This window comes from Brevundimonas sp. T2-11 (assembly GCF_055397675.1).
Genome location: NZ_AP027920.1, coordinates 2380447 through 2396346 on the forward strand (window position 1 = coordinate 2380447; position 15900 = coordinate 2396346).

The window sequence follows — 15900 nt, forward strand, 5'->3', positions numbered from 1 at the left end:
CTTGAGGGGGTTTCTCCTCATTTCTCTATCGAGCCGCGCGCGGCGTCATGCAATCCGGCCAGAGCCGCAGCGACCAGCGAGGCCCTGGACCCGTTCGAGCCCTTGACCATGACCACGTCGCCCGGCTGGATCAGGGTCGCGGCCTCGGCGGCCAGCTCGGCGGCGGTCTCGCGCCATTGGCCGCGCAGCGCGGGCGGCAGGGCTTCATGCAACAGGCGCATCTGCGGCCCGGCCGTATGCACCAGGTCGAGACCCGCGGCGACGATAGCCGGGGCCAGACCTTCGTGCAGGGCGCGGCTGTGGTCGCCCAGTTCCAGCATGTCGCTCAGGACGACGACGCGGCGCCCGCCCTGCCCGACCGGCTTGGCGCCGAGGCTGACGAAGCCCGCCTTCATCGACAGCGGATTGGCGTTGTAGCTCTCGTCGATCAGGGTGAAGGCGCCGCCGGGGATGGCGACCGTCTTCATCTGGCCGCGCCCGGCCAAGGGCTGGAAGCCGGCCAGGGCCTGCAAGGCGGTGTCCAGCGACACGTCCAGGGCCTGCAGCATCAGGATGACGCACAGGCTGTTCAGGCCCCAGTGGACGCCGGATTGGGCCAGACGATACTCGATGCGCCGGCCGTCCAGCTCGGCGACGACCGCCGCGCCTTCGCTGTCAGGCGTAAAGTCCAGCAGGCGGGCGTCGCAACCCGCGTCGCGGCCGAAGCTGCGCAAGGTCGCCCCGGCGTCCAGCGCGCCCTGGCGCACGATGTCGGCGTGGGCGTCGGCGGCGTTGACCACGGCGATCCCGCCGGGGACCAGACCCTGGAAGATGGCGGCCTTCTCGCGCGCCACCCCGGCCTCGCCGTCGGCGAAGGCCTCGATGTGGACCGGGCCGACCGTGGTGACGCAGGCGGCGTGCGGGCGGACGAAGGCCGACAGCGGCCCAATCTCACCCGGATGGTTCATGCCGATCTCGAACACGGCGCGATCCGTGCCGTGCGGCATCCGCGCCAGGGTCAGCGGCACGCCGATATGGTTGTTGTAGCTCTTGATCGAGGCGTGGCTGGACCCGGCCAGATCGAGACCCGCCTTGATGGCCTGGGTCACGCTGGTCTTGCCGACGCTGCCGGTGACGGCGCCGCGCAGTCGGGCGCGCTCGCGGGCGGCGACACCCATGGCCTCCAGCCCCTTCAGGGTGTCGGGAACCTGAACATAGGGCCCGCCCTCGACGGGTCGGTCGACCAGGGCGACCGCAGCCCCGGCGGCGAAGGCGGCGGCGGCGAACTCATGCCCGTCGCGCGCGCCGTGCAGGGCCAGGAAGAGGTCGCCGGGCTGAATTTCGCGGCTGTTGTAGGTCAGGCCCGAGACAGTTGCGTCGGGTCCGTGGAGCTGGCCGCCGGTCGCCGAGGCGATGGCTTCGGCGGTCCAGAGCGGCGTTTGGGTGTCAGGCATGATCGCGCAGGGCTTCAGTCGCTTCGGTGGCGTCGTCGAAGGGATGCACGACCCCGGCGACGATCTGTCCCTGTTCATGCCCTTTTCCAGCGATCACCACCACATCTCCTTCGCGCATCAGCGATACGGCGTGGCGGATGGCTTCGCGGCGGTCGCCGATCTCCAGCGCGTCGGGGCAGCCGGCGCGGACCTGGGCGCGGATGGCGGCGGGGTCTTCCGAGCGCGGATTGTCGTCGGTGACGATGGCCACGTCGGCCAGACGTCCGGCGATCTCGCCCATCATCGGCCGCTTGGCGCGGTCGCGGTCGCCGCCGGCGCCGAAGACGACGATCAGGCGACCCGTCGCGTGGGGACGAAGCGCGTTGAGCACGGTCTCCAGTCCGTCCGGCGTGTGGGCGTAGTCGACATAGACCTCGCCGCCGCGCGCGCCTTCGCCGAGGATGCGCTGCAGACGGCCCTGCGCGCCCTGGATGAACTCCATGGCCGGGATGACGCGGTCGGGATCTTCGCCGCCCGCGATGCACAGGCCCGCCGCCACCAGGGCGTTCGAGGCCTGGAAGGCGCCGGCCAGGGGCAGCAGGATGTCGTGGATACGGCCGCGCGCGTCGATGGTCAGGCGCTGGCCTTCCGGCGTGGCCCGGCGCGCCAGCAGGCTCAGGTCGCGCCCGCGCTCGCCCACGCCCATGACGCCCAGGCCGGCCATGATCGAGGCCGAGGCGAAGGCCGAATAGGCGTCCGAGTCCGCGTTCAGGACGGCGGTGCGGCCGCGCGGCAGCAGGGCCTCGAACAGGCGCAGCTTGGCGGCGCGGTAGTCCTCCATCGTGCCGTGATAGTCGAGGTGGTCCTGGGTCAGGTTGGTGAAGCCCGCGGCGCGGATGGCCACCCCGTCCAGACGGCGCTGCTCGATGCCGTGCGACGAGGCCTCCAGCGCCAGATGGGTCACCTCCTTGGCGGCCAGTTCGGCCAGCAGGCGCGCGGCGTCGGCGGCGTCGGGGCTGGTCAGGCCGGGGCCGGTCAGGGCGTAGGTCTTCTCGCCCTTCTGACCCACCACGCCGAGCGTGCCCATGCTGGCCGACTTGAGGCCCAGACCCGCCCAGATCTGACGGCAGAAGTTGGCGACCGAGGTCTTGCCGTTGGTGCCGGTGATGGCGACGCAGGTTTTCGGCTGGGCGCCGTAGAAGCTGCGCGCGGCCAGGGCATAGGCGCGGTGCACGTCGCCCGATGTGACCAGCAGGGGGGCGGCGCCGGCCGGGGTGTCGGACGGAGCCAGAATGGCGGCGGCGCCTTTTGCCAGAGCTTGCGGAATGAAGGCGCGGCCGTCCGCCGCCGAGCCCGGCAGGGCCACGAACAGGGCGCCCGGCGCGACCTTGCGGCTGTCGGAGGTGACCGAGGTGATCTCGGGGTCCGAGCTGACGTCGCGACGCAGGATTTCGGAGAGGCGAAGCGCGCTCATCGGCCGTCGCCCTCGACGTCCTGGAACTCCGGGATCTTTTCGCCCAGCGCGGTGGACCAGCGGTCGGCCTTGCGCTCGACGCCCAGGAAGGGGGCGATGCGGTCGGCGATCTTGCCGACGGCGGGCGCGGCGACATAGCCGCCGGTGCGCGGATAGGAGGACGGCTCGTCCACCAGGACGAAGATAGTGTAGCGCCTGGCCGTCACCGGGCCGTCGGCCGGGAAGACGGCGGCGAAGGAGCCGACGGCGTGGGTCGGATCATAGCGGCCGTTGACCAGCTTGTTGGCCGAGCCGGTCTTGCCGCCGACCCGCAGGCCCGGCGCATCGGCGAAGCGGCCCGAGCCGCGCGTCACGTTGCGGCGCATCAGGTCCAGCATGGTGGCCGAGGTCTCGGGCGAGACGACCTGACGGATGCGGGCGTTGGGCAGGCCGCCCTTGCGCAGGGTCAGGGGCACATAGCGCCCGCCGTTGGCCAGCGAGGCGTAGGCGGCCACGTACTGGATCGGCGTGACCATGATGCCGTAGCCGAAGGACAGCGAGGCCAGGGTGCTGTCGTCCCACTTGCGCACCCGCGACGGACGGGCGGATTCCTTCAGCTCGATCGGGGCGGCGTCCAGCAGGCCCAGCCGCTGGAAATAGTCGCGCATCACATCGCCGCCCATTTCGACGGCCAGACGCGAGGTGCCGATGTTGGACGAATGCAGATAGACCTCCTCCAGCGTCAGCACCTTGTTGGTGGCGTGGAAGTCCTTGATGCGGCGATTGCCGATCTGCAGGGCCTGAGAGGCGTCGAACAGGGTGTTCATGTCGGCCCGGCCGGTGTCGATGCCGGCGGCGACGGTGAAGCTCTTGAACACCGAGCCCATTTCATAGTGGCCCGAGGTGACGCGGTTCAGCAGGGCCTCGTCCGGCGCGCTGTTGCGGCGATTGGCGTCGTAGGTCGGCCAGCTGGCCATGGCCAGGACCTCGCCGGTCTGGACGTCGGTGACCACGGCGACGGCACCCTTGGCCCCGGCGGCCTCGGCGGCGGCGGCCAGTTCGTTCTCGACCACGCCCTGGACGCGCAGGTCGATCGACAGCTGGAAGTCCTCGCCGGCGGCGCCGGCGGCGCGGATTTCCTGGTTGAAGGCCAGCTCCGTGCCCGACACGCCCTCGCCGCCCGTGTCGGCGCGGCCGATCAGGTGGGCCGCCGAGGTTCCCAGCGGATAGACACGGCGATCCTCGGGCTCGAACGAGACGCCGCCCAGGGCCAGGGCGTGGACCGCGCTGCGCTCGGAGGGGGTCAGGCCGTTCAGGACCAGCAGGCGGCGCTCGCCGCCCAGCACGCGATCCAGACGCTTGGCCGAGACGCGCGGCAGGGCGCGGCGCAGCTGGACCTTGGCGCTGGCCGGGTCCCAGATTTCTCGCGGGTCGATATAGAGGCCGTAGTGGGTGATGTTGGTGGCCAGCAACTGGCCGTTGCGGTCCACCAGATCGGCGCGCGTCAGGGCGTTGGCGTTGAACCCTGCGCCCGACCCGCCGCGCGGCGCGAACAGGGCGGCGTGGGCCGCGCCCAGGGCAAGGCAGGCGAAGACGGCGGAAAAGACCGCCAGGATCAGGAAGATGCGGACGCGGGTGTCTTCTTCGGGGCGGCCGTCGGCGCGGGCGCGCTCGAACGAGTGCTCCATCCACCAGACGCAGTTGGCGACCCAGCGCCCCCAGGCGGCGAACAGACCCCCGACCGACGGGCCTTGCGGGCGCGGCTGCGGGCGACCCGGCGCAGGGCGGCGGTAATCCATGCCGTGGTGATCATGCACGCTCAATGCAGGCTCTCCCCGGCGACGGGTTCGGCGGCCCGCGCGACAGGCGCGGCGGCCACGGGCGCGGGCGCAGCGGCGACCGGCGGAGGCGGCGCGATGGCGGGCAGACCGGCCTCGACCGCCTGCTTCTTCACATCAACCGGCCCCAGGCCGATCTCGCGCGACAGGGCCTCCAGCCGCGCAGGCTGCTCCAGGCGGGTCGCCTCGGCGCGCAGCAGGCGGACGCGCTGGCGGTTTTCGCGGATCTCGCTCTCGATGCGGCTGATCTCGGCGCTTTCGCGGGCGGCGGCGGCCTTGGCGATATAGACCGAAAAGACCAGGGCGGCGACGCAGACCACGCCGATGATCTCGACGCAGCGCACGCCGCGGACCTTCCAGTCGAACAGACGCTTCACCGGAACGGGAACGGCGATCATGCGCGCTTCCCTCCGATAGCGCCCCAAGCCGGAGCCGTCGTGCGGACGGCGACGCGCAGACGGGCGGACCGGGCGCGCGGATTGGCGGCCAACTCGGCCTCGCCCGCCTCCTTCGCGCCCTTGAACATCAGGTCGAAGCTGGGCTTGCGGGTTTCCACCGCGACCGGGGCGTGACGCGAACCGCCCGGCGCATTGCCGGTGCGCTCGGTCAGGAAGGCCTTGACGATGCGGTCTTCCAGCGAATGGAAGGTGACGACGACCAGACGGCCGCCCGGCGCCAGGGTCGCCTCGGCGGCTTCCAGACCGCGCTCCAGCTGGCCCAGCTCGTCGTTGACGGCGATGCGCAGGGCCTGGAACACGCGGGTCGCAGGATGGATGGCGGCGCCGCGACGCCCGCCCAGGGCCTTTTCGACCACCTCGGCCAGATCCAGGGTGCGGCTGAAGGACTGCTCGACGCGGCGGCGCAGGATGGCGGTGGCGACGCGGCCCGACTGACGCTCGTCGCCGTACTGCTTGAAGATGTGAGCCAGCGGCCCGTGATCCCAGGTGTTGACGATATCGGCGGCGGTCGGCCCCGTATCGCCCATGCGCATGTCCAGCGGCCCGTCACGCATGAAGGAGAAGCCGCGCTCGGCCTGATCCAGCTGCATCGACGAGACGCCGATGTCGAAGACGGCGCCGTTCAACTGGGCCTCGCCGCTCTCGGCGAAGGCCTCGGCCAGACCGGCGAAGGGGGTGCGGATCAGCTGGAACTGGCCCGGCCAGGCGGCGGCGACCGCGTCCGCGTGCGGCTGGACCGTCGGATCGCGATCCAGACCGATGACTTTAGCCCCGCGCTCCAGAATGGCGCGCGTATAGCCGCCAGCGCCGAAGGTGGCGTCGATGACGACGTCGCCGGGCTGGGGCGTCAGCGACTCGAGGACCTCAGCCAACAGGACGGGGGCGTGCGGAGACGTCATGCCGCGCCTCCGGTCTTGGCGACCGCAGCCTGACGGCGCATCTCGCCGAACTGCTTCAGGCCCTCGCGCGCCATACGGCGCTGCTCGGCGCGGTGCGCGGCCCACTTGTCCTTGTTCCAGATCTGGAAGCGCTCGCCGACGCCGTAGATGACGACCGTCTCGGACAGGTCGACCTCGGCGCACAGGTGCTCGGGCAGGGTGATGCGGCCCGCCGAGTCGTAGGACAGCGGCTTCTGCTCGCCGAAGATCGAGGCCTCCAGCGCCGAGCGATAGGGATCGCCGAAGGGCAGGCTTTCGATGACGGCGCGGTATTCGGCGAACAGCTTGTCGCCGCCCGCTTCCAGGCAGTCGGCTTCGATGGAGGGAAAGCAGAAGACGCCGTGCTCGGCGCCGTTTTCAGCCGTGCGGAATTCCTGGGGGATCAGGAGACGGCGCTTGCCGTCCAGCTGCTTCTCGTAGGTCGAGAGAAACACGCCCTGCCCCAATCGAGCCCCTCGGCCCGTCCCTGAAATCCGTTGATGACACCACGCGTCGGGCGACAGCCCTACTCATGAGGCTGTGGGATAGCATGGGATCAGATGGGCCTCAATGGGATTAGTTGACACCCTTTAACCAAATTTGCAGTTCGCCGAACATCTCAGCAAGTGCAAAAAGAGAACATACAAGCAACATCGAGAGTATTCACAGCCTGTGGACGGCTTTTTCCGCCATATTTTCAACGCAGGGGTTAATGGCGCGACGCCTCTTCCCTTCTCCCGATGGGAGAAGGTGGTCCGCAGGACCGGATGAGGGTTTCCCGGCTGCCGTCGGCGTGAGCCGTGGCGCTACGGCTAACGCCGAATGACAACCTAGCCCCTCACCCTTTCGCCTTTCCAATCGCTGCGCTCTTGGAGGCTCAAACCCTCTCCCGCCGGGAGAGGGAGAAGCTTAACCGGCCTCAAGCAGCGCGAAGCGCGGTAGGCCAAACAACATGGGCCTCAAGTAGGCCGAAGGCCGATAGGCCCAAGAAAAACGCCAGACGGCCTGTAAGCCGGGTTCTGTTCCGCCCGAAGGCGGCGACGATCATTCCTCTGGACCGCCCATTGCTGAGCGGTTCTCGCGACCTACCCGGACGCCTCGGGCGGTGAACCCTGCGGTCGAAACCGCGCGACGTCCCTATTCGGTCTTGCTCCAGGCGGGGCTTGCCATGCCGCCGACGTTGCCGCCGACGCGGTGGGCTCTTACCCCACCCTTTCACCCTTCCCCGGGCCGGAGCCCAGGCGGTTTGCTTTCTGTGGCGCTATCCCTCGGGTCGCCCCGGGCGGGAGTTACCCGCCGCCTCTTCACCGTGGAGCCCGGACTTTCCTCGACAAGAGCAAGCTCTCGCCGCGACCGCCCGGCCGTCTGGCGGGGGCTAAGTGCGCGTTTCGGACGGCGGCGTCAATGTCGCCGGATCGGCGGAAGCGTAGCCGTAAAGCCAGAAGGTGCGTTCGCGATCCTCCCGAAAGGGAATGTTCAGCCGCTCCAGAATAGCGCGCAACTGGTCGGTGCAATCGCCCGCGACCCGATACGGCGTCAGAGCGCCGGTGAACTCGTAATAGCGAGGAATGAGCCGCAACCATTCGATCGAGTAAAAGGGCTGGATCGTCTCGTGATCCCAATGATGGCCCTGCCAGCAGTCATGAACGCCAGCGAGACGTTCCGGCGGTTTGAGCACGTCCTGGCGTTGGGCGGCGGGAACAAAGGGCAGTTCCACCATGACCGCCCGCTTCAGTTCGGCCCATTTCGTCGCATTCATGAAGGAGGCCAGGCCGCGCCGCTCGACTTCGGCCCGCACCGCCGCCTTGTGCGCCGCGACCGGGTCCAGCGCGCCGCTCAATCCAGCACGCCGGTGACGCTCTCGGCCGAGGCCAGTTGCAACAGCCCCACCAGGCGGGCTCGGGTCTCGCCGTCGGCGACTCCGTCGATGCGGTCGGGCCGCCAGTGACGCTGGAAGGCCTCGACGGTCAGGCGGGTTTCGTCGTCGTAGTCGCCGCCCGGCTTCAGGCCGTAGCCCAGCCGGTGCAGGCCGGAACGCAGAACGATGACGCCCAGCCCCTCGTCGCCCGGCGACAGGTCGGCGCCCAGGGCGGCGACGCGCTCGGGCGCAGGGGCGAACCAAAGGCCGTGCCCGGCCTCGGCCAGACGCCGCCACGGGAAGAGCTCGCCCGGATCCTGTTTGCGATCCGGGGCGGTGTCGGAATGGCCCACGATGCGAACATCGGGGATGGTCCAGCGCGAACGGATGTCGGCTACCAGGGCGATCACCGCCTGAACTTGCGCTTCCGGAAAGACGCGATAGCCGAACTCGTGGCCCGGATTGACGATCTCAATGCCGATCGACGCGGCGTTGACGTCGGTCTCGCCCTGCCAGGCCCCGCGACCGGCATGCCAGGCGCGGCGCTCTTCCGGCACAAGCCGCAGGATGACGCCGTTCTCGTTGACGACATAGTGGGCCGAGACCTCCGCCGCCGGATCGCGCAGACGGGCGACGGCTTCGTCCGCCGTCTTCATCCCGGTGTAGTGCAGGACCAGCATGTCCGGCGGACCGCGCCGGGCGTTGAAATTAGGCGATGGAGCGTCGATGAAGCTCAGCATGGCGCCCGATCAGCGCCCTTCGCGTTCCCAGCCGTAGGCGACCCAGGTGTCGCCGACCTTCTGGGCGTCGATCACGCCCTCGTCGCGGCGGGCCGTGGCGGCGCGGGCGCGACGGGCGCGGAAGGCGAAGCCGGCGAAGAAGACCACCAAGCCGGCGATCAGGGCGATCACCGCCACGGCGGCGGCGGTCAGGACCGCCAGCACCGCGCCCACGGTCACGGCCAGAGCCGTGGCGATCAACCCGCCGAGCCAGACGAAGGGCGCCAGCAGGCCGCCGCCGGTGCGACGTCGGACATTAGGGCCGATCTGAACAAAGGGGTTGGACTGGATCATGGAACTGCCTTTCGCGGCGCGCCGATGAAGGAACGCCTGAAACCCAATGTCGGTCCATCGCCCTGAACGGTCAATGGACTGCGACATCACGCATCAGTCAGGGTCTTTTTGCGGTTGCGGCCATCAAAACGCCGGCTGGTCGGCCAGCACCACAGCGCCGCGGCTGCGCAGACGCTCAAGCTCGACCCGATTCAGCATGGCCTGGGCCGCCGGATCGCCCATGACGCGCCCGACCGAGATCATGGCGTCAGCCGCTTGGCCCGAGGCGCCGAAGGCGCTGGCCAGAGCCTCCCACGGCGACTGCGGCGTGGGGAAGCGCTTGAAGCGGACCGACTCACTGGTGGGGATATTGGCCAGCTTGCGGGCCTTGATGATGGCCTCATTCAAACCGCCGAGCTCATCGACCAGACCCAGGCCCTTGGCCTGGGCGCCGGTCCAGACGCGCCCCCTGGCGATCTCGCGCACGCGCTCGACCGGCAGTTTGCGGCCGGTCGAGACGCGGGCGACGAATTCCTCGTAGGTCCGGTCCATCGAGGCGGCGAAGGCGGCGCGTTGGCCCTGATCAAAGCCCTGCACCGGCGAGAAGGCGTCAGCGTAATCGCCGCCGACCGACAGGCCGCGCATGTCCAGGCCGAAACGACCCAGGGCGTCAGCCAGGACGAACTTGCCGCCGAAGACGCCGATGGAGCCTGTCAGGGTCGAGGGCTGGGCCACGATCCAGTCGGCTTCCGAACTGATCCAGTAACCGCCCGAGGCCGCATAGGCGCCCATGGACACCACCACCGGCTTGCCCGCCGCCTTGGCCGCACGCACGGCGGCCAGGATCTGTTCAGAGGCTTCCGGCGAGCCGCCCGGCGACGAGACGCGGAAGACGATGGCCTTCACCGCCTTGTCCTCGATGGCGTCATAGATGGCCTTGGCCGTGTCATCCGAGCGGATGTCCGAACCCGAGCCGAAGGGCGAGGCGCTCTGGCCGCGCCCGGTCATGATCGCGCCCTCGCCGCCGACGATGGCGATGGCCGACTTGCCCGAACCGTTACGCGCGCCCTGCATGGAGGCGTAGTCGCCGAAACTGAGGATTGTGGCGTCCTTGCCTGCCTTGGTCTTGGCGGCGGCCTCGGCTTCCTCGACCTGGCCGATCTTGTCGACCAGCTTCAGCGACAGGGCCTGCTCCGCCGAATAGGGACCGGCCTCGATAGTCGCCTTGAGCGCCTCGAGCGTGGTCTTGCGGTCGCGCGCCACATTGGCCAGGGCGCTGTCGTAGATGGAGGTCATCCAGGCCGTCATCGCCTCGCGGTGCGGGCCGGTGTAGTCGCTCTGCGTGTATTCGTTGACGGCGTTCTTGTACTCGTAGCGCTGCTCGAACTCGGCCTGCACGCCGTATTTCTGGAAGGCGCGGCCCAGGAAGAGGCTGTCGCTGGCCAGGCCGGTCGCCTGGAAGTTGGCGGTGTTCTGCATCCACAGCTGGTCGGCGCTGGCCGCCACCATATAGCTGGACACCACCGCGCCGATGGGCATGAAGCCCTGGCTGTGGGCGATCACGGTCTTGCCCGAGGCGCGGAAGCGGTGAATGGCCTGACGCACCTCGTCGGCGGCGGCCGGGGTCATGCCGCTTTCGGGCGCACGGACCAGCAGAACCTTGACGCTGTCGTCCTTCTCGGCCTGGGCCAGGGTGTCGACGATGTGGACCACTGACAGGCCGGAACCGCCGAAAGCCGCGAACGGATTGGTCGGCTGCTGGTCGGTCAGACCCTCGCGCAGGTCCAGCTCCAGCACCGTATGGGCAGGCGTGGCGGGCTTGGAGGCGCTGGCGGCGGCGGCGAAGAACAGAAGGGCCGCGATCGGCAGGACGATGAAGAAGGCCACGAGCCCGGCGAAGACGCCGAGCATGGTCAGGAAGAACTGTTTCATGAAAAGGCGGCCGTCCCGTCAGTGGCCACGCGCGGCCTGCCGCGAGCATAGGGCGCACGCCGACAGCGTCAAATGAAGGCGCGGTAATGAAATGGGAAAAGGGCCCGCCGTCGCCGGCGAGCCCTCCCCGTCTGATCGCTCAGCCGATCAACGGCCGATGTCGTAGGTCCCGCTGATGTCGATGCGGACCGTCAACTCGCCCGCCGAGACCGGGGTCGAGGCGCCGCCTGCGTCCATGGCCATGGCGCGGGCGTACATCGGACGCGGGGGTTCCGGCGTGTAGCCGCCGCCCTCGGTCAGGGTGCGGACCCCGCCCAGCTGGACGCCCAGAGCCTGGGCGTAGAGCCGCGCCTTGTCCTGCAGGGCGCGCACGGCCAGCTGGCGCGCCTGATCCTCGGCCGCCTTGGCGTCCTTCAGACCGAAGGCGATGCCGTCGATCTGGTTGACGCCCGCCGCGACCACGGCGTCGGCGGTCGCGCCGACCTTGCTCAGGTCGTTGATGACTACGGTGACGCGGTTCTGGGCCTGATAGCCGCGCAGCTTGGGCGGTTCGTTCTGCTGATAGTCGTACTGGGCCGACAGGTTCAGGCCCGAGGTCTGGATGTCGCGCTCGGCGACGCCGGCCCGACGCAGGGCGGCGACGACGCGGGTCATCTGTTGCGCGTTCTGGGTCATGGCCTCCTGGGCCGTGGCCGCTTCGGTGACGACGCCGAAGTTGATCGTCGCCTGATCCGGCGCGACCTTGACCTCGCCATAGGCCGACAGGTTGAGGGCGGGTTGTTGCGCCATGGCGTGCACCTGCATCGGAGAAGCGCCCGTAGCCTGGGCGGAGGCGACGGCGGGAACCGCCAGGGTCATCAGGGCCGTGCCCAGCATCAGGGCGCGTGCGGTGCGGGTCATCATAGTCTCCGTCGAAATCCATCGGCCGGGCGTCTTCGCCAGCCACGACCCTACCTTGGCCGTTTCAAGCTGAACGAACGCAAAAGCCCCCCATGCAGGTTCCGTTCATCGGCATGAAAAGCACGACAGGTCCGCGGCGGCTTTGCAGCGGCCCCATCCCCTGCTAGGCACGTCCTCCCTGCTTCGGGGGCCTGTAGCTCAATGGTTAGAGCCGACCGCTCATAACGGTCTGGTTGGGGGTTCGAGTCCCTCCGGGCCTACCACCCCACCTATATTTTCATTTAAAAACAAACCACTTACAGGGTTTTGACACAAGCGGGTTGACACACCCCGTTCACGTTCCGGCCTTTTCCAGCCGGTCCATAGTGGCATCTGACAGCTTCTCCTGATCCGCCGAGCGGGTGTAGCGCTCGACCTCTGAGAGCGTCGTGTGACCGAGGACGGAAGCGATCTCTTTGGCTGTGCAGCCCGCCTCAGCCAGGCGCCGCCCTGCCGCCGGCCGACGCCGTCGAGACCGACAGGCAGGTGTTCGGGATCGAGCAGACCGATCAGCTCGCCCGCGCCAACGGACGCACGGCGGACGTGGTGGAGATCGTGACGTCGTGCGAGGCGCGGGATGCGGCGGCGGTCAGGCGAATAGAGCAATCGTAGTGGCGGCGGCAAAGGAAAAAAGCATCTCTGCATCTACCGCACCCCTACAAACAACCCCCTCCAGGACACTCCTACACCGTACAAAACTCCTCCAATTGCTGGAGCAGCATAAAAATACAATGTCCCAGAGCCATCAAATTTGCTTAATATAGCTATGACAGCAAACCCAATCATTATGATTGAGATTCCGAAATACCTAAGAAATTTATTATACTTGACGATGAAATAGTATGCTCGACCCCTTTTTTTTGCTGCCCTCTCATCATCAACATCAGATTCTCTAAAATCAAATTTAAACTTTAGAAAACCGTCTGCAAGCCAAATTAACGCCGGAGATATGATGATAATAATAAACGACATCATTGCTTGCAAACAGCCTCTTCAACTGCATGTTGAGCGGTGACTGCGATTGTCAGCCTTGTCCAGCGTGTAGGTGGTCGTGCGGCTGTCACCGCCAGTCGGCCGCGCCGGTCTCCGTGAGGCGGCCGCGGACGTCGAGGTGAACGTTTGAACGTGCTGCGCCGCCGCCACGGAAGGCATGGTCAGCCCTACAGCACTCATTGAAAAAACAAGGAATTTCACAACACCCCCAAGCTGAGAACGCATCGTTCGATGAACGGTCAAGCAAGGTCAAGCTTGGAGGATAGTTAAAGAAATCTGATGCCATTCCCAGAGCGTGGCAAACTTGTCCGCGAATAGCCTACATCCGCGTCAGTTCATCCCGAGAAAGTCGCGGGCAAATGCTTCGTCTGGGCAGCAGGTTTGCGTGTCCATGTCATCCTCCGAGGTTGCCGACCCGGGACGGACCCCTACGGCGCCGACTGCGGCAACGCCAAGCGATTTGCTCCCTTTTCGTTCACACGCCTGTGGAGTATCGAAACAGGACGCCAGGTAGGCCTAGAAGGTTTGACACCGAGGCTGGAAACCAATGAGGGCGGGACTGGCGAGTTCCGGTCAGATATCGCCAAGGCGTTGAAATTTCACAGGACGTTCAGTCCCTCTGGGCCTACCACACTCGCCGCCTGCGACGCTGTCGCGCGTCGGGGCCCGTGGGGTCGCGACTATCCCCGTCGGGTGTTGCGGATGGTCGCGCCCTTGAAGAACATGCCGGCGCAGACGACGCCCTCGACCTTGCGCCCCGTCGGGCCTGTCGCCTTGAACTTGGTCCTCAGGGCGTCGTCCTCGCTGCAGCCGAACCAGTCGTAGCCGCCGACCTCGACATTGCTGTAACCGGCGTCCAGCAGCACTTCGCGGGACTGGTTCGGCGCGGTGCAGGCGGACAAGGCCAGAGCGGCGGCCGCGACAATGATCGTGCGTTTCATGGTCTGGTCTCTCGTATTGGCGGCGCCAGGACGATCAAAGCCGCCGCTGCAGCTCTCGGCCGCCCGCCTGAAGCCTGGCCTTTACAACGTCAGTCTGGACGCGCCAATGGCTACGCTTGCGTCATCAGATGCTGTCGACCGGCATCGGAGCGCCTCTCCTCGCATCGTCGCCTGAACCGCGCCTTCAGCCAGCCGGTGCAGGTCCCGGCCCGAGCAACGCGACCAGTCGATGCCGTCCAGAAGACGCGCCAGCTCCGTCGAGGCCGGCCGCGCCCTGCTCACGAATTGGCTCACGACGGGGCCGTCCCGCCACGCGTCATGCCCGCGATCAAGCCGATCAGCAGACCCACGGCCAGAGCCCGGTTGCCGGGCTCGCCGGCGCGCGCCTCCTCGACCCGCAAGGCCAGTTCGCGATCCAGCCACGCCATTTGCCGCGCGAAGTTTTCGTCCGCCTGCGATGCTCCGTTCATTCCGCTCTCCCCAAACGCGCCCGCTGCGACAGGCATGAGCGAAGCTAACGCGCGACGCCCGAGTCCCTCAAGTCAATTGTTCTTCATTTGTTCCGATTTCATCGACGACGCCCACCCCTTTGTGCCGCGCAGCCTTAGCCTATATGGCGGTCTCGAGAAGGAGAGCCGCCATGTCCTATGTCGCCCGCGACGACCGCCCCGCCGACAAGGCCGAACGCTATGCCGAGGTCGAGACCGAGATTCTGGCCGTGCTGGACGGCGAACCGAACCGGACGGCGCGGATGGCCACCGTGGCGTCGATGCTGGCCGACGCCTTTCCCGCCTTCTTCTGGACCGGCTTCTACGTCGTGGACGAGATGAAGCCCGAAGAGCTGGTGGTCGGTCCCTATCAGGGGACGCTGGGCTGCCTGCGCATTCCCTTCGGGCGCGGCGTCTGCGGCGCGGCGGCGAAGACGCGCCAGACCCAGGTGGTCGAGGACGTCCACGCCTTCCCCGGGCATATCGCCTGCGACAGCCGCTCGGCCAGCGAGATCGTCGTGCCGGTGCTGGATGGGGCCGGCGAACTGATCGCCGTGCTGGACGTGGACGCAACAGAAAAGGCCGCGTTTGACGCCGTGGACGCCGAGGCGCTGGAGCGGCTGATGGCCAGGGTGTTCGGCGCCAAGGCTTCTGCAGCATGAGCCGCGTCCGCAGCGTCCTCTACCTGCCCGCCTCCAACCCCCGTGCGGTCGAGAAGGCGCGCGGCCTGAGCTGCGACGTGGCGGTGCTGGACCTTGAGGACGCCGTCGCGCCTGAAATGAAGCATGACGCCCGCGCGGCCGCCGTCGCGGCGGCGCACGAAGGCGGCTTCGGCCCGCGTCTCGGCGTGCGGATCAACGGGCTGGACACGCCGTGGGGCGCCGACGACCTGAAGGCCCTGAAGGACGCCCCCGTCGATCTGATCGTCGCGCCCAAGGTCGAGAGCGCGGCCATGGTCCACGCCCTGTCGGAGGGAATGCGCCCCGGCGCCGACCTGTGGGCCATGATCGAGACGCCGCGCGCCCTCGTGGACCTTGGCGAGATCTCCGGGGCGGATGGGGCCCTGAGCGGCCTGATGCTGGGCGTCAACGACCTGGCCAAGGACCTGAAGACCGGCCCCTCGCCTGACCGCGAACCGCTGAAGCTCTGGCTGGCCGCCGTCGTGGCCCACGCCCGCGCCAACGGCCTGAGCGTCATCGACGGCGTGTTCAACCGCATCAAGGACGAGGCGGGATTCGCCGCCGAGTGCGCGCAAGGCAGGCTGTACGGCTTCGATGGCAAGAGCCTGATCCACCCCTCGCAGATCGAGGGGGCCAATGCGGCGTTCGGCCCCTCGGCGGACGAGGTGGAATGGGCGCGCAAGGTCGTCGCCGCCTTCGCCGCGCCCGAGGCCGCCGGGCTGGGCGTCATCCGCGTCGAGGGCGAGATGGTGGAGCGGCTGCACCTGCAACAGGCGCAGGATGTGCTGGCGACCGCCTAAACCCTTCTCCCCTTGCGGGAGAAGGTGGCCGAGCAGAGCGAGGTCGGATGAGGGGTCTCTCGACCGTTGCAAAACCCCTCATCCGAACGCCTTCGGCGTCCACCTTCTCCCGCAAGGGGAGAAGGAAGAGCGGGGTGGC

At 68.0% G+C, this 15900-nt stretch carries 15 protein-coding genes, 1 tRNA gene and 1 other RNA gene; 3 read left to right on the top strand and 14 right to left on the bottom strand.

Annotated elements, in window-relative coordinates; genetic code table 11:
* Positions 1-17 precede the first annotated feature (17 nt).
* The 12 genes from ACZ5XO_RS11630 to ACZ5XO_RS11685 form a co-directional block, all read right to left on the bottom strand.
* Complete coding sequence (locus tag ACZ5XO_RS11630) at positions 18-1433, bottom strand: UDP-N-acetylmuramoyl-tripeptide--D-alanyl-D-alanine ligase (RefSeq protein WP_464162506.1); 1416 nt, start codon at positions 1431-1433, stop codon at positions 18-20.
* Complete coding sequence (locus tag ACZ5XO_RS11635) at positions 1426-2886, bottom strand: UDP-N-acetylmuramoyl-L-alanyl-D-glutamate--2,6-diaminopimelate ligase (RefSeq protein WP_464162507.1); 1461 nt, start codon at positions 2884-2886, stop codon at positions 1426-1428. Before ACZ5XO_RS11635 ends, ACZ5XO_RS11630 begins: the two co-directional genes overlap by 8 nt.
* Positions 2883-4664, bottom strand: coding sequence for a peptidoglycan D,D-transpeptidase FtsI family protein (locus tag ACZ5XO_RS11640; RefSeq protein WP_464164914.1), 1782 nt, complete (start codon positions 4662-4664; stop codon positions 2883-2885). The genes ACZ5XO_RS11635 and ACZ5XO_RS11640 overlap by 4 nt, the downstream gene beginning before the upstream one ends.
* Positions 4665-4684: 20 nt before the next feature.
* A complete protein-coding gene (gene ftsL, locus ACZ5XO_RS11645; protein WP_464162508.1) occupies positions 4685-5101 on the bottom strand; it encodes a cell division protein FtsL in 417 nt (138 codons plus the stop codon).
* Complete coding sequence (gene rsmH / locus ACZ5XO_RS11650) at positions 5098-6060, bottom strand: 16S rRNA (cytosine(1402)-N(4))-methyltransferase RsmH (RefSeq protein WP_464162509.1); 963 nt, start codon at positions 6058-6060, stop codon at positions 5098-5100. Before rsmH ends, ftsL begins: the two co-directional genes overlap by 4 nt.
* Positions 6057-6533: a division/cell wall cluster transcriptional repressor MraZ gene (locus ACZ5XO_RS11655; RefSeq protein ID WP_464162510.1), complete on the bottom strand. Its 477-nt coding sequence runs from the start codon at positions 6531-6533 to the stop codon at positions 6057-6059. Before ACZ5XO_RS11655 ends, rsmH begins: the two co-directional genes overlap by 4 nt.
* 537 nt (positions 6534-7070) lie before the next feature.
* An RNA gene (gene rnpB / locus ACZ5XO_RS11660) (RNase P RNA component class A) lies at positions 7071-7447 on the bottom strand.
* A gap of 6 nt (positions 7448-7453) precedes the next feature.
* On the bottom strand, positions 7454-7918 hold the full coding sequence (locus ACZ5XO_RS11665) for a DUF6678 family protein (protein WP_464162511.1): 465 nt from the start codon (positions 7916-7918) through the stop codon (positions 7454-7456).
* Entirely contained in the window at positions 7915-8676 is a 762-nt protein-coding gene (locus tag ACZ5XO_RS11670) for a peptidoglycan recognition protein family protein (protein WP_464162512.1), read from the bottom strand. Before ACZ5XO_RS11670 ends, ACZ5XO_RS11665 begins: the two co-directional genes overlap by 4 nt.
* Positions 8677-8685: 9 nt before the next feature.
* Positions 8686-9009, bottom strand: coding sequence for a hypothetical protein (locus ACZ5XO_RS11675; RefSeq protein ID WP_464162513.1), 324 nt, complete (start codon positions 9007-9009; stop codon positions 8686-8688).
* Positions 9010-9132: 123 nt separating this feature from the next.
* Complete coding sequence (gene sppA / locus ACZ5XO_RS11680; protein WP_464162514.1) at positions 9133-10920, bottom strand: signal peptide peptidase SppA; 1788 nt, start codon at positions 10918-10920, stop codon at positions 9133-9135.
* Between the two features lie 147 nt (positions 10921-11067).
* Entirely contained in the window at positions 11068-11820 is a 753-nt protein-coding gene (locus tag ACZ5XO_RS11685; RefSeq protein ID WP_464162515.1) for an SIMPL domain-containing protein, read from the bottom strand.
* A gap of 187 nt (positions 11821-12007) precedes the next feature.
* Between ACZ5XO_RS11685 and ACZ5XO_RS11690 the strand changes: the two genes are divergently transcribed.
* Positions 12008-12083, top strand: a tRNA-Ile gene (locus tag ACZ5XO_RS11690).
* A 1449-nt stretch (positions 12084-13532) separates the two neighbouring features.
* Here ACZ5XO_RS11690 and ACZ5XO_RS11695 read toward each other — a convergent pair.
* Entirely contained in the window at positions 13533-13793 is a 261-nt protein-coding gene (locus ACZ5XO_RS11695) for a hypothetical protein (RefSeq protein WP_464162516.1), read from the bottom strand.
* A gap of 290 nt (positions 13794-14083) precedes the next feature.
* Positions 14084-14263, bottom strand: coding sequence for a hypothetical protein (locus ACZ5XO_RS11700; RefSeq protein WP_464162517.1), 180 nt, complete (start codon positions 14261-14263; stop codon positions 14084-14086).
* 170 nt (positions 14264-14433) lie between these two features.
* Between ACZ5XO_RS11700 and ACZ5XO_RS11705 the strand changes: the two genes are divergently transcribed.
* Both ACZ5XO_RS11705 and ACZ5XO_RS11710 read left to right on the top strand, forming a co-directional pair.
* Positions 14434-14943, top strand: a complete 510-nt coding sequence (locus tag ACZ5XO_RS11705; protein WP_464162518.1) for a GAF domain-containing protein — start codon at positions 14434-14436, stop codon at positions 14941-14943.
* A complete protein-coding gene (locus ACZ5XO_RS11710; protein WP_464162519.1) occupies positions 14940-15761 on the top strand; it encodes an HpcH/HpaI aldolase/citrate lyase family protein in 822 nt (273 codons plus the stop codon). The genes ACZ5XO_RS11705 and ACZ5XO_RS11710 overlap by 4 nt, the downstream gene beginning before the upstream one ends.
* Positions 15762-15900 lie beyond the last annotated feature (139 nt).

Coding starts and splice junctions, on each gene's coding strand:
- ACZ5XO_RS11630 (WP_464162506.1), bottom strand. CDS start 1,433: ATGCCTGACACCCAAACGCCGCTCTGGACCGCCGAAGCCATCGCCTCG.
- ACZ5XO_RS11640 (WP_464164914.1), bottom strand. CDS start 4,664: ATGGATTACCGCCGCCCTGCGCCGGGTCGCCCGCAGCCGCGCCCGCAA.
- sppA (WP_464162514.1), bottom strand. CDS start 10,920: ATGAAACAGTTCTTCCTGACCATGCTCGGCGTCTTCGCCGGGCTCGTG.
- ACZ5XO_RS11685 (WP_464162515.1), bottom strand. CDS start 11,820: ATGACCCGCACCGCACGCGCCCTGATGCTGGGCACGGCCCTGATGACC.
- ACZ5XO_RS11695 (WP_464162516.1), bottom strand. CDS start 13,793: ATGAAACGCACGATCATTGTCGCGGCCGCCGCTCTGGCCTTGTCCGCC.
- ACZ5XO_RS11670 (WP_464162512.1), bottom strand. CDS start 8,676: ATGCTGAGCTTCATCGACGCTCCATCGCCTAATTTCAACGCCCGGCGC.
- ftsL (WP_464162508.1), bottom strand. CDS start 5,101: ATGATCGCCGTTCCCGTTCCGGTGAAGCGTCTGTTCGACTGGAAGGTC.
- ACZ5XO_RS11700 (WP_464162517.1), bottom strand. CDS start 14,263: ATGAACGGAGCATCGCAGGCGGACGAAAACTTCGCGCGGCAAATGGCG.
- ACZ5XO_RS11705 (WP_464162518.1), top strand. CDS start 14,434: ATGTCCTATGTCGCCCGCGACGACCGCCCCGCCGACAAGGCCGAACGC.
- ACZ5XO_RS11675 (WP_464162513.1), bottom strand. CDS start 9,009: ATGATCCAGTCCAACCCCTTTGTTCAGATCGGCCCTAATGTCCGACGT.
- ACZ5XO_RS11710 (WP_464162519.1), top strand. CDS start 14,940: ATGAGCCGCGTCCGCAGCGTCCTCTACCTGCCCGCCTCCAACCCCCGT.
- rsmH (WP_464162509.1), bottom strand. CDS start 6,060: ATGACGTCTCCGCACGCCCCCGTCCTGTTGGCTGAGGTCCTCGAGTCG.
- ACZ5XO_RS11635 (WP_464162507.1), bottom strand. CDS start 2,886: ATGAGCGCGCTTCGCCTCTCCGAAATCCTGCGTCGCGACGTCAGCTCG.